We start from the raw sequence: 12,365 nt of genomic DNA on the forward strand, positions 1-12,365 counted from the left end.
TTGTAGCCTCAAGCCGTAGGACTGGCACCTAACCGATTTGCCGAGCCGAGCGACGAATCAGCCCGATGACCGGCAACAAGCCAACCAGCACAAGGGTCAGCGCCGGCAAAGACGCCCGCGCCCATTCGCCTTCACTGGTCATTTCAAAGATGCGGACCGCCAGGGTGTCCCAACCAAACGGGCGCATCAGCAAGGTGGCGGGCATTTCCTTGAGCACATCCACAAACACCAGCAGCGCTGCGCTCAACGTGCCCGGCAGCAATAACGGCAGATACACTTTGCAAAACAGTCGTGGGCCGCTCACGCCAAGGCTGCGTGCCGCTTCGGGCAGTGACGGACGGATTCGCGCCAGGCTGTTTTCCAGCGGCCCGTAGGCCACCGCCAGGAACCGCACCAGGTACGCCAGCACCAGTGCCGACAGGCTGCCCAGCAGCAAAGGCTTGCCCGCCCCGCCCAGCCATCCGGAGAGCGGCGCCACCAACTCGCGGTCCAGGTAACTGAACGCCAGCATGATCGACACCGCCAGCACCGAGCCTGGCAAGGCATAGCCGACATTGGCCAGGCTGATACCGGAGCGAATCGCCCGGGTGGGCGCCAGACGGTTGGCAAAAGCCAGTATCAACGCCACGCTGACGGTGATCAGCGCTGCGATCCCGCCCAGGTAAAGGGTATGCACGATCAGCCCGGTGTAACGTTCATCCAGGTCGAAGCGGCCACGCTGCCAGAACCATGCCACCAGTTGCAGCATCGGAATCACGAACGCACAGGCGAAGACCAAGCTGCACCACGCGCTGGCCGCCACGGCTTTGAACCCGCGCAGGTGGTATAACGCCTTGCCCCGTGGGCGCTCATTGCTCGGTCGGCTGGCCCCGCGCGCACGTCGCTCGCCATACAGCACCAGCATCACTACCAGCAGCAGCAGGCTGGCCAGTTGCGCGGCACTGGACAGGCTGAAAAAGCCGTACCAGGTTTTATAGATTGCGGTGGTAAAGGTGTCGAAATTGAACACCGAGACCGCGCCAAAATCCGCGAGCGTCTCCATCAGCGCCAAGGCCACACCGGCACCAATTGCTGGTCGCGCCATTGGCAATGCCACGCGCCAGAACGCTTGCCATGGCGATTGCCCCAGCACCCGCGCCGCTTCCATCAAGCCTTTGCCCTGGGCCAGGAACGCGCTGCGCGCCAGCAGGTAGACATAGGGATAGAACACCAGCACCAACACGATGACCACGCCACTGGTAGAGCGTACCCGCGGCAAGCGCAACCCGGTGCCGAACCACTCGCGCAGCAGGGTTTGCACCGGGCCGGCGAAATCCAGCAGGCCCACGAACACAAAGGCCAGCACATAGGCAGGGATTGCAAAGGGCAACATCAGTGCCCAATCGAGCCAGCGCCGCCCGGGGAACTCGCACAGGCTGGTCAGCCAGGCCAGGCTGACGCCCAGCAGCGTCACGCCCAGGCCGACACCGAGCACCAGGGTCAAGGTGTTGCCCAGCAAGCGGGGCATCTGAGTGTCCCAGAGGTGCGACCAGATCTGCGGGTCGATGCTTTGCCAGGACAGCAGCAGCACGCTCAGCGGCAACAGCACCAGGGCGGCGACGCTGAAAACCGGTAGGTACCAGCGACGTTGGGCGGGGTGGGCCAAGGAAAAGCTCTCAGAAAAATAAAGATGTTGAAGCGGCCACTAACCAATGTGGGAGCTGGCTTGCCTGCGATACAAGCACCTCGGTGTATCAGTGATACCGAAGTGATGCAATCGCGGGCAAGCCAGCTCCCACAGTTAAGCGGCGCAGCTTCAGTTCCAGCCAGCGCGATCCATCAGGCGAATCGCTTCGGCCTGGCGCTTGCCTGCCACTTCCACCGGCAAGGTATCGGCCACGAACTTGCCCCAGGTCGCCACTTCCGCCGATGGCGGTACCGCTGGGTTGGCCGGGAACTCCTGGTTGACGTCGGCGAAGATCTTCTGTGCCTCAGGCGTGGTCATCCACTCCACCAGCGCCTTGGCCGCTTCCGGGTGCGGTGCGTGCTGGGTCAGGCCGATGCCGGAGAGATTCACATGTACGCCGCGGTCGCCCTGGTTCGGCCAGAACAACTTCACCGCCAGCTCTGGCTTCTGCTTGTGCAGGCGACCGTAGTAATAGGTATTGACGATACCCACGTCGCATTGCCCGGCGTTGATCGCCTCCAGCACGGCGATGTCATCGGAGAACACGTCGGTGGAGAGGTTATTCACCCAACCCTTGATGATTTCTTCGGTCTTGGCCGCGCCATGGGTTTCGATCAACGTGGCGGTCAGCGACTGGTTGTAGACTTTTTTCGCCGTGCGCAGGCACAGGCGGCCTTCCCACTGCTTGTCGGCCAGGGCTTCGTAGGTGGTCAGGTCGCCCGGTTTTACCCGGTCGGTGGAATAGGCGATCGTTCGCGCACGCAGGCTCAAACCGGTCCAGGCGTGGGCCGATGAGCGATATTGCAGAGGAATGTTCTTGTCGATGACAGGAGAGGTGAACGGTTGCAGGATGCCCATCTGCTCGGCCTGCCAGAGGTTGCCGGCGTCAACGGTGAGCAGCAGGTCGGCGGTGGCGTTCTCGCCCTCGGCCTTGATGCGCTGCATCAACGGGGCTTCCTTGTCGGTAATGAACTTGACCTGTACGCCGGTCTTTTTGGTGTAGGCGTCGAACACGGGCTTGATCAGTTCGTCGATACGCGAGGAGTAGACCACGACTTCGTCGGCCGCCTGCACGGTGGTGCTGCCGATCAGGGTGAGTGCCAGGGCAGTCAGGAGGCGCTTGGGTGCCAACATGGGTGCGGTCTCTCATTTGCAAATGGAGAGCAAATGATAAGGACTCACATTTGGTAACGCTTGGTGGAGGCGTTACCAGATGTTGCACAGCCAGAATATGCGCTGGAGCTGATAGCCTCATCGCGGGCAAGCCCGGCTCCCACAGAGGGTTGTATTGTCAGTTCAGGGTTTGGCGAGTTCGGGAAGATCGCCAGTCAATCCCAGTGCCTGGCGCACAAACACTGCTTTGGCTTCGGGCATCTGGTCGACGATTTTCAAACCCGCGTTGCGCAACCAGCGCAGCGGCAGTTGATCGGCCTGGAACAAGCGCTCAAAGCCTTCCATCGCCGCCATCAGCGTCAGGTTATGGGGCATGCGGCGCCGCTCGTAACGGCTCAGCACTTTCACATCGGCCAGGCGCTCGCCGCGCTCGGTCGCCGCCAACAGCACTTCGGCCAGCACGGCTGCATCGAGGAAACCCAGGTTGACGCCCTGCCCCGCCAACGGGTGAATGACGTGGGCGGCGTCGCCGATCAACGCCAGGCCTTCGGCCACATAACGTTTGGCATGGCGCTGGCGCAACGGTACGCACACACGCGGGTCGGCACTGACCACAGTGCCCAAGCGCCCCTCGAAGGCACGCTCCAGTTCCCGACAGAAGCGTTCATCATCCAGCGCCATCAAGCGCTCGGACTCCGCGGGCGTGGTCGACCAGACAATCGAGCACCAGTCTTCCTGCCCATCGCGCACCAGCGGCAGGAACGCCAACGGGCCGGTGTCGGTGAAACGTTGCCACGCGGTGCGCTGGTGCGGCTGACTGCTGCGCACGCTGGTGACGATGGCGTTGTGCAGGTAATCCCATTCGCGGGTAGGTGTACCGGTCAGGCGGCGTACAGCGGAGTTGGCACCGTCGGCGGCCACCACCAGCGGCGCGCGCAGCTTGCGGCCGTCGGCCAGGGTCAACAACCAGTCATCGCCGGATCGGCGCATTTGTTCCAGGCGCGCATTGGCCAGCAGGCCGAGGTCGCAGTCATGCAGGCGATCGAGCAAGGCATCCTGCACCACGCGGTTCTCGACGATATGCCCAAGCACCTCCGCATGCACACTGGCCGCCGAGAAGTGGATCTGCCCAGTGCCGCTGCCGTCCCATACCTGCATTTCGCCATAGGGGCTGGCACGCCGCTCTACGATGCCGTCCCACACGCCCAGGCACTCAAGAATGCGCTGGCTGGCCGCCGACAGCGCGCTCACCCGCGGTTCAAACGCCGCAGCCGGTTCAAACGGCTTGACGCTCAACGGGCTGCCGTCGAGCAGCAGCACCTGCAGGCCACTGCCCTGCAACGCCAGCGCCAGGGCGCTTCCGACCATTCCGGCCCCGACAATCAGCACATCTGCGCGCATGTCCATATTCAAGCCTGTCTCGCTGGCGGCTTGCGCCGCACATAAAGGGTTTTGTCGACCCGCGCCACCAGGGTGCCGGAGCCGTCATGAATCTCGACCTTGAGGTGGGGCAGATATTTCTCGCCACCTGCGGTCTGGCGCCGGATTTCATCGAGCAAAGCGTCGTCGATGGAGAATTCGGCATACACCGGGCCTTTGCCCGGCGAGATGAAGTCGATACTCGCAGCCTTGTCCCACACGATGTAGTCGCGGCCCAGGTTTTCCATCAACAGCAACATGTAGAACGGATCGACCATCGAATACAGGCTGCCGCCAAATTGCGTACCGACGTAATTGCGGTTGTACCAACCCAGGCCCATGCGCACCTTGGCATGCCGGAAGTCGGCACTCAGTGCCTGCACCCGCACCCCGGCGCCGAGGTACGGCGGGTACAGGGTGAGGAACCAGCGCAACAGCCGCGCCTTGCCCACGCGTTGGGTTAGCCACTTACGCATCGGAACGCGTACCCAGGCCCATGGCCTGGCGGGCGAACCAGCGTTTGGCTGGTGGCAACAGGTCGAGGCCGAGCAAGCCCATATTGCGGCCCAGCGCCACCAACGGTTGGGCACTGCCAAACAGGCGCGTGACCTGGTCGGAGAAGCCTACGGTGAGTTGCTGGTCCAGGCGCTGGCGCTCGCGATAGCTTTGCAAAGTCGCCAGGTCACCCGGCACAGCAGGCCCGGCCAGCAGCGCTTCGGCCAAGGCATTGGCATCGCGCAGAGACAGATTGAACCCCTGCCCGGCAATCGGGTGCAGGCTATGGGCGGCATTGCCGAGGACCGCCAGGTGCGAACGCACTTGCTCTTCGGCTTCCACCAGGGTCAACGGGTACAGGTGGCGGGCACCCACTTGCTTGAGGGTGCCCAGGCGATACCCGAACACACCCTGCAGTTCGCTCAGGAAGCTACGCTCGTCGAGGCTGGCCAAGCGCTGGGCGTCCATGCCGATGCGGGTCCAGACCAGCGCGCAACGGTTGTCCGGCAGCGGCAGCAAGGCCATGGGGCCTTCATCGGTAAAGCGCTCGAACGCCTCGCCATTGTGCGCCTCGCTCGGGGTGATGTTGGCGATCAGCGCGCTCTGGTTGTAGGGCCGGGTTTTCACGCCAATGCCCAGTTGCTCTCGCAGGCCGGAACGGCCGCCATCGGCCAGTACCGCAAGGTCGCATTCCAGCACGGTTTCATCGTTGAGGGTCAGGCGATAGCCATCGGGCAGCGGCTCCATGCGCGTGACTTCCGCCGGGCAGCGCCAGCTCACCACGTCCTTGTCCAAGCCTTGCCACAGGCATTGGCCGAGCCAGGCGTTTTCCACCACATAACCCAGGGCTGGCACGCCCTCCTCCATCGCGGACAAACGCGCGGTGGAGAAGCGCCCACGGTCCGATACATGGATCTGCTTGATCGGCTCCGCACGCCGGGAAATGGCTTGCCACAGGCCCAGCCGCTGGTAAATCTGGCGCGCGCCAAACGACAGCGCGGAAGAGCGCGCATCGTAGCTCGGTTGGTAACTGTCGCCCGGTGCAAAGGGCTCGATCAGCACGATCTTCCAACCCCGCGCCTTGGCCCCCGCTTGCAACGCCAGGGCCAGGCTGGCGCCCACCAGGCCACCGCCGATAATCGCCAGGTTGACCCGGCTCATCGGGCAGCCGCCATCAACGCCTCGATCTCGGCAACGGTCTTGGGCACGCCGCCAGTCAGGATTTCACAGCCTTGCTTGGTCACTACCACGTCGTCCTCGATGCGCACGCCAATGCCACGCCATTTTTTTGCCACGTTCTGGTTGTCCGGGGAAATATAGATGCCCGGCTCCACGGTCAAGGCCATGCCCACTTCCAGCACGCGCCATTCACCACCCACTTTGTACTCGCCCACATCATGCACATCCATGCCCAGCCAGTGGCCGGCACGGTGCATGTAGAAGGCGCGGTAGGCTTCGCTGGCGATCAACTCGTCAACGTCACCTTGCAACAACCCCAGCTTCACCAAGCCGGCGGTGATGACCTGCACGGTCGCCTCGTGGGCCTGGTTCCAATGTTTGTTCGGCGCGATCTGCTTGAAGGCGGCTTCCTGGGAGGCCAGCACAATCTCGTAGATCGCCTTCTGCTCCGGCGAAAACTTGCCGTTGACCGGCCAGGTACGGGTGATGTCGCTGGCGTAGCAATCGATCTCACACCCGGCGTCGATCAGCACCAGGTCGCCGTCCTTGAGCACCGCGTCATTCTGCTGGTAATGCAGGATGCAGCTGTTGCGCCCGGCGGCGACGATGGAGCCATAGGCCGGCATCTTCGCGCCTCCCTTGCGAAACTCGTAATCCAGCTCGGCTTCCAGGCTGAACTCATGCAGGCCGGCACGGCTGGCCTGCATCGCCCGCACATGGGCCGCACAGGAAATTCGCGCTGCCTCGCGCATCACCTTCACTTCTGCCGCCGATTTATACAGGCGCATATCGTGGAGCAAATGATCCAGGGCAACGAATTCGTTCGGCGGCTGGGCGCCCAGGTGTGCTTTGGAACGGATCACGTTGATCCACTCCATCACGTGCCGGTCGAACTCGGCATTGCTGCCCATGGCCGAGTACACGCGGTCGCGACCTTCGATCAGGCCGGGCAGGATGTCGTCGATATCGGTAATGGGGAAGGCGTCATCCGCGCCAAAGTCGCGAATCGCGCCCTCGGTGCCCGCACGCAGGCCGTCCCACAATTCGCGCTCGGCATTGCGCTCGCGGCAGAACAGCACGTACTCGCCGTGCTGGCGACCGGGCATCAGCACGATCACCGCTTCGGGCTCGGGGAAACCGCTCAGGTACTGGAAATCGCTGTCCTGGCGGTAAACATGCTCGACATCGCGGTTGCGGATGGCCACGGCGGCGGCCGGCAGGATCGCGATGCTGTTGGGTTCCATCTGCGCCATGAGCGCCTTGCGGCGACGGGTGTATTCCGCTTTGGGGATATGAATCATGGGCAGATGGGCTTCCTTTCTTTAGTGCAACGACGGCTTGGCAGCGACCGGCTCAGCGGACTTCCTGGTCTCGGTGAACAGCAGCAACGGCGCGACGCGCAGGTATTCCATGACTTCCATGTAGTCGCCTTCGCCATCTTCGGACTCTTCCAGGGCATCTTGCACCTGTGAGATCGCCGCCAGGTCCTGCAGCACTTCCTTGGCGTCGGTGCTCAGCTCCAGGCCGCCGGCATTCACGCCGAAACCGTGGAGGAAGCCCTGGCACCACTGGCCCAGGGCAGCAGCGCGCTCGGTGAGCGGCGCGTCATCGGTCGGCAGCAGCAGGACCACGGTGACGTCGTCACCGGTCAACTCGCCCTTGACCATCTCTTGCAGGCCGATCAACGCATTGCGCACGTTCTCGGTGGGTTCGGTTTCCAGCAACTCGGCCACATCGGCCAGCCAGTTGTCGGCATCAAAGCCCACACCGGTGCAACTGCGGCCCAACAGCACGCCGTGCAGTTCGGCAGGCGAGCAAGGGTGGCCGCTGGTGCTCAGCAGTTTGGAAAAAGCGTCGTACGGGGAATTTTGAATGGGCATGGTGAGCTAGGCGCCAGACGGCGCAATGTCTAGAATGGAGCGCTGTATCCTAGCACCGGCAGACGTACCAAGACTATCGAGGGCGTCAGATCGTTTATCCTGCAGTTGCCATTCATCAGACAAATCCAGTGGAACCCAATGGAAGACACCGACCTGCAAGCGCTGATGGCCAGACTCGAACTGCTAATTGATCGGGTCGAGCAACTTAAGAGTCAAAACGGACTCCTATTAGCTCAGGAAAAGACCTGGCGCGAGGAACGCGCTCACCTCATTGAAAAAAACGAAATCGCCCGGCGTAAGGTCGAATCGATGATTTCGCGCCTGAAGGCCCTGGAGCAAGACTCATGAGTTCAAGCAATAGCGTTACCGTGCAGATCCTCGACAAAGAATATTCGATCATCTGCCCCCAGGAAGAACGCAGCAACCTGGTGAGCGCTGCCCGCTACCTGGACGGCAAGATGCGCGAAATCCGCAGCAGCGGCAAAGTGATCGGCGCCGACCGCATCGCTGTGATGGCCGCGCTGAATATCACCCACGACCTGCTGCATAAGCAGGAGCGCCCTGACGTACAGGCCAGTGGTTCGACGCGCGAGCAGGTGCGTGACCTGCTCGATCGCGTGGATCTGGCGCTTTCCACCGATTCAGACACACCCAAGGGCTGATTGCCGAGCGGGTTTAAGGTATACTCGCCCCACTCCCTGGCGTGTTTGCCAGTCGGCGATGTCCCTGAGCCGATTCGCACTACCCTGGAAGTTGCACGTTGGGCTGGTGTGCATGTCCGCTAGACGGAAAGCCTTAAAGCCTACTGCTTCTTCCACCTTGAACTTTCGGGTTCAAGGGCTAAGTCGACAGCGGCTCTGTCGGGGAGCCTGAATTCCCAAACTCAATGCCAGTCCCCGGACTGGCATTGTTTTATGAGCCGAAAATCATGACCGAACCTGCGCCGCTATCTCGTCCGCAACTTCGACGCATGTTGCGCAAGGCCCGCCGCGCCCTCACGCCAAGCGAGCAGCGCCAGGCCGCTCAGGGTGTGTACCGGCAACTGGCACAGCACCCGCTGTTTCGCCGGGCCAAACATATCTCTTTATATCTGCCCACGGACGGTGAAATCGATCCGCGCCTGCTGCTGCGTGCGGCCCAGCGCCGCGGCAAAGCCACTTACCTGCCGGTGCTCAGCGCCTGGCCGCGCACCAAGATGGTGTTCCAGCGCGTACGGCCTGGGGATAAGTTGCTGCCCAACCGCTTTCGCATCCTTGAACCACGGGTCAATGCCCATCGTCAGCGCCAAGTCTGGGCGCTGGACCTGGTGTTATTGCCGTTGGTGGGGTTCGACGATGTGGGTGGGCGCCTGGGCATGGGCGGCGGGTTCTACGATCGCAGCCTGGCCTATCTTGCCCGCCGCCAGAGCTGGCGCAAGCCAACGCTGCTGGGGCTGGCCCATGAATGCCAGAAAGTCGAACGCCTGGCGCAGGCGAGTTGGGATGTGCCGTTGGCGGGGACGGTGACTGATACGCAGTGGTATGACGCACAAACGCCGCTGGAAACAGCGGCGCCTTGGTGAATGCTTGAGTTAACGCTTGAACGGTTGTGGCTGCTGCTGAGCCAGTTCAACCGGTGCATCGGTCTTGTTCGACCACAGGCTCTGGGCATAACCGGTGGTCACGACGCCCAGACCAAACAAAATAACCAAAATCCATAGTAAATCCGGCTTACGTTGCATCGATTGCCCCCCTTTCAGGCACCTCGTACACGATGACAACAACGTTCCAAAGTAGTCCGTTGCAGCTGCGTCAAGCTTAAAAGCGCGCATTCTGCGGTAACGTGAACCAACACGCAAACCTTGACGCCAACCGACTGTCGGTTTGTCATGCAATTGCCCGACAACTTGCCCAATGCCTTTTTCAGGAGCCCAACAATGGCCTACTGGCTGATGAAATCCGAGCCCGACGAACTCTCTATCAACGGCCTGGAGAAGCTCGGCGAAGCGCGCTGGGACGGGGTACGCAACTATCAGGCCCGCAACTTTTTGCGCGCCATGGCCGTGGGCGACGAGTTTTTCTTCTACCATTCCAGTTGCCCGGAGCCAGGGATTGCCGGCATCGGCAAAATCACTCGGGCCGCCTATCCGGACCCCACTGCGCTGGAACCAGAAAGCCACTATTTCGACGCCAAGGCCACCCCGGAGAAAAACCCGTGGAGCGCGATCGATGTCGCCCACGTGCAGACCTTTCCCAAGGTGCTGGGCCTTGGCTATCTAAAGCAGCAAACTGCACTGGCTGAAATGCCGCTGGTGCAGAAAGGCAGCCGGCTTTCGGTCATGGCGGTCACACCGCAACAGTGGGCGGTGGTCCTTCATTTGCTTTAACTGACCTGGCTTCTTGTAGGAGCGAGCTTGCTCGCGAAAAACTCACAGGCGCCGCTTTTATTCAGGAAGCACGCGTTATCGTTGACGTTTTTCGCGAGCAAGCTCGCTCCTACTGGATGATCAGGTTGTTGAACAGCAGGTCTTCTACCACTGGCTTGCCGGTTTCATCGTTCATCACCTGCTGCGTTTGCTTCAACGCTTCCTGACGCAGCTTTTCCTTCCCTTCCACACTGCTCATGGTCTCGTTGGTCTGCTGGGTAAACAGCGCGACCAGTTGGTTGCGAATCAACGGGTCGTTGGCCTTGACCAACTTCGCCGCCTCATCACCGGTCACGCGCAGAGCAATGTCGGCCTTGTAGACCTTGAGCTTGGCCGTGCCATCCAGGCCGTAATTGCCCACGAACGGCGGGCTCAGGCTGATATAGCTGACCTTCGGCGCCTCGCCTTCTTTGGCCTCTTCGGCCTGGGCTGCCATCGGCAAGGTCAGGGCCAGCATCAACAGGATCCACGCTTTCACAGTTCATTCCTCGAATTCGGTTGCCCGGTAGCATAACGCTAGCAAGGCTGAGCACAAGCTTATGGCGGCTTATCAGGCGGGGGTATGCTCGTTGACCCCCGGGCGTACCCTCCTACACTTATCGGCCACGATGCCAAAAGGAATAGTCCGATGAAAGCTGTGCTGTGCAAAGCCTTCGGCCCCGCCGAAACCCTGGTGCTGGAAGAGATCGCCAGCCCGGCGATCAAAAAGAATGAAATCCTGTTGGACGTGCATGCGGCCGGGGTGAATTTCCCGGATACGCTGATCATCGAAGGCAAATACCAGTTCAAGCCGCCCTTTCCGTTCTCACCCGGTGGCGAAGCGGCAGGCGTGGTCAGCGAGGTGGGTGAGAAAGTCAGCCACCTGAAAGTCGGTGACCGTGTGATGGCGTTGACCGGCTGGGGCAGCTTTGCCGAGCAGGTCGCGGTGCCCGGCTATAACGTGCTGCCGATCCCGCCGAGCATGGACTTCAACACCGCCGCCGCCTTCAGCATGACCTACGGCACCTCCATGCACGCGCTCAAACAACGCGCCAACCTGCAACCCGGCGAAACCTTGCTGGTGCTTGGCGCGTCCGGTGGCGTGGGCCTGGCCGCCGTGGAGATCGGCAAGGCCATGGGCGCCCGGGTGATTGCCGCCGCCAGCAGCGCCGACAAGCTCGCAGTGGCCAAGGCCGCTGGCGCCGATGAGCTGATCAACTACAGCGAAGCCAGCCTCAAGGATGAGGTCAAGCGCCTGACCGATGGCAATGGCGCCGATGTTATCTACGACCCGGTGGGTGGCGACCTGTTTGACCAGGCCATTCGTTCGATCGCCTGGAATGGGCGGCTGCTGGTGGTGGGGTTCGCCAGTGGGCGTATTCCTGAACTGCCGGTGAACCTGGCGCTGCTCAAGGGCGCAGCGGTGGTCGGGGTGTTCTGGGGCTCGTTTGCCCAGCGCCAGCCGCAGGACAATGCAGCGAATTTCCAGCAGTTGTTCACCTGGTATGGCGAGGGCAAGCTCAAGCCATTGGTGTCGCAGGTGTATCCGCTGGAACAGGCCGCAAAGGCGATCAATGATCTGGGACAGCGCAAGGCGGTGGGTAAGGTCGTCGTTCAGACCCGCTGAAATAGGGTCAGTGTGGGAGCTGGCTTGCCTGCGATAGCCATAGGTGTCTACACAACTTCGCAGCGACGCTGAACCTGTGGCGAGGGAGCTTGCTCCCGTGACGACCTACCAACCGACGCAGATCTGCCTGACACGCCACGATCCAAATGTGGGAGCTGGCTTGCCTGCGAAGTCGGCCTAACGGTCAACGCAGTTGGACCGGGTACATATCCTTTATTTAGGTAACGGCCACCTAGGGTTCCGCCCTGACGGCGGCTCACTTTCGAAAAGCGCGAAAGTAAGCAAAGCGCTCTTGCCCCACCACTCGGCACCTCGCTTGGGCTCGGTGTGCCCGTAATCCGCCAGTGATTTGGGGGGCCGCCGCCACGCGCCATCCATGGCGCGGGGCGGCTAAACCGGCATCCCTGCCGGTTTACCCCCCAAATCCCTGTCGAATTCCGGCCAGCGTGGTTTGACGGGGCGCTTAAGATCAAGATCAAACGCAGAGCAAGAGCGACTCGCTTCGCATCGTGGTTACCGTCGGCTGCTCCAACCTACAAAGTTGTGTAGATACCTATGCTGCGATAGCGGTCTGACAGGTGCTGATGGGGTGTCTGACCTAGC

14 protein-coding genes and 1 other RNA gene are annotated in these 12,365 nt (G+C 61.7%); 6 read left to right on the forward strand and 9 right to left on the reverse strand.

The window, feature by feature from the left end:
• Nucleotides 1–28 precede the first annotated feature (28 nt).
• From BT204_RS01585 to BT204_RS01615, 7 genes are all read right to left on the reverse strand, one after another.
• Nucleotides 29–1,645 (reverse strand): ABC transporter permease, encoded by a 1,617-nt coding sequence (locus BT204_RS01585; protein ID WP_072445614.1) that lies wholly within the window; start codon nt 1,643–1,645, stop codon nt 29–31.
• A gap of 150 nt (nt 1,646–1,795) precedes the next feature.
• On the reverse strand, nt 1,796–2,800 hold the full coding sequence (locus tag BT204_RS01590; RefSeq protein ID WP_057975325.1) for an extracellular solute-binding protein: 1,005 nt from the start codon (nt 2,798–2,800) through the stop codon (nt 1,796–1,798).
• A gap of 162 nt (nt 2,801–2,962) precedes the next feature.
• Nucleotides 2,963–4,180, reverse strand: coding sequence for a 2-octaprenyl-3-methyl-6-methoxy-1,4-benzoquinol hydroxylase (locus tag BT204_RS01595; RefSeq protein WP_175550955.1), 1,218 nt, complete (start codon nt 4,178–4,180; stop codon nt 2,963–2,965).
• 8 nt (nt 4,181–4,188) lie between these two features.
• Nucleotides 4,189–4,674, reverse strand: a complete 486-nt coding sequence (locus tag BT204_RS01600; protein ID WP_034129007.1) for a DUF4442 domain-containing protein — start codon at nt 4,672–4,674, stop codon at nt 4,189–4,191.
• The gene (gene ubiH, locus BT204_RS01605; RefSeq protein WP_057975323.1) at nt 4,667–5,854 is read right to left on the reverse strand and encodes a 2-octaprenyl-6-methoxyphenyl hydroxylase; all 1,188 of its coding nucleotides are present in this window, start codon (nt 5,852–5,854) and stop codon (nt 4,667–4,669) included. The genes BT204_RS01600 and ubiH overlap by 8 nt, the downstream gene beginning before the upstream one ends.
• Nucleotides 5,851–7,173 carry a Xaa-Pro aminopeptidase gene (pepP, locus tag BT204_RS01610; protein WP_034129009.1) on the reverse strand — a complete coding sequence of 441 codons (1,323 nt, stop codon included), beginning with the start codon at nt 7,171–7,173 and terminating at the stop codon, nt 5,851–5,853. Before pepP ends, ubiH begins: the two co-directional genes overlap by 4 nt.
• A 21-nt stretch (nt 7,174–7,194) precedes the next feature.
• Nucleotides 7,195–7,752: a YecA/YgfB family protein gene (locus BT204_RS01615; protein ID WP_034129010.1), complete on the reverse strand. Its 558-nt coding sequence runs from the start codon at nt 7,750–7,752 to the stop codon at nt 7,195–7,197.
• 138 nt (nt 7,753–7,890) lie between these two features.
• On the opposite strand from BT204_RS01615, the gene BT204_RS01620 reads away from it, so the two are divergent.
• The 4 genes from BT204_RS01620 to BT204_RS01635 all read left to right on the forward strand — a co-directional run bounded on the left by BT204_RS01620 (nt 7,891) and on the right by BT204_RS01635 (nt 9,313).
• Nucleotides 7,891–8,100, forward strand: a complete 210-nt coding sequence (locus BT204_RS01620) for a TIGR02449 family protein (protein WP_003177365.1) — start codon at nt 7,891–7,893, stop codon at nt 8,098–8,100.
• On the forward strand, nt 8,097–8,414 hold the full coding sequence (locus BT204_RS01625; RefSeq protein ID WP_054895993.1) for a cell division protein ZapA: 318 nt from the start codon (nt 8,097–8,099) through the stop codon (nt 8,412–8,414). The genes BT204_RS01620 and BT204_RS01625 overlap by 4 nt, the downstream gene beginning before the upstream one ends.
• A gap of 30 nt (nt 8,415–8,444) precedes the next feature.
• Nucleotides 8,445–8,623: non-coding RNA, 6S RNA (gene ssrS / locus BT204_RS01630), on the forward strand.
• A gap of 57 nt (nt 8,624–8,680) precedes the next feature.
• Nucleotides 8,681–9,313, forward strand: a complete 633-nt coding sequence (locus BT204_RS01635; RefSeq protein WP_054917082.1) for a 5-formyltetrahydrofolate cyclo-ligase — start codon at nt 8,681–8,683, stop codon at nt 9,311–9,313.
• Between the two features lie 9 nt (nt 9,314–9,322).
• Here the strand turns inward: BT204_RS01635 and BT204_RS27815 are convergent, their stop codons facing one another.
• On the reverse strand, nt 9,323–9,472 hold the full coding sequence (locus BT204_RS27815) for a hypothetical protein (RefSeq protein ID WP_010207387.1): 150 nt from the start codon (nt 9,470–9,472) through the stop codon (nt 9,323–9,325).
• Nucleotides 9,473–9,667: 195 nt separating this feature from the next.
• Between BT204_RS27815 and BT204_RS01640 the strand changes: the two genes are divergently transcribed.
• Nucleotides 9,668–10,117 carry an EVE domain-containing protein gene (locus BT204_RS01640; protein ID WP_057975322.1) on the forward strand — a complete coding sequence of 150 codons (450 nt, stop codon included), beginning with the start codon at nt 9,668–9,670 and terminating at the stop codon, nt 10,115–10,117.
• 109 nt (nt 10,118–10,226) lie between these two features.
• Here the strand turns inward: BT204_RS01640 and BT204_RS01645 are convergent, their stop codons facing one another.
• Nucleotides 10,227–10,634, reverse strand: a complete 408-nt coding sequence (locus BT204_RS01645; protein ID WP_014720413.1) for a flagellar basal body-associated protein FliL — start codon at nt 10,632–10,634, stop codon at nt 10,227–10,229.
• 150 nt (nt 10,635–10,784) lie between these two features.
• Here BT204_RS01645 and BT204_RS01650 point away from each other — a divergent pair, with 150 nt between their 5' ends.
• Nucleotides 10,785–11,762 carry an NADPH:quinone oxidoreductase family protein gene (locus BT204_RS01650; RefSeq protein ID WP_072445616.1) on the forward strand — a complete coding sequence of 326 codons (978 nt, stop codon included), beginning with the start codon at nt 10,785–10,787 and terminating at the stop codon, nt 11,760–11,762.
• Nucleotides 11,763–12,365 lie beyond the last annotated feature (603 nt).

It is taken from the genome of Pseudomonas sp. NFPP02, from assembly GCF_900119355.1.
GTDB classification, from domain to species: Bacteria; Pseudomonadota; Gammaproteobacteria; order Pseudomonadales; family Pseudomonadaceae; genus Aquipseudomonas; species Aquipseudomonas paracarnis.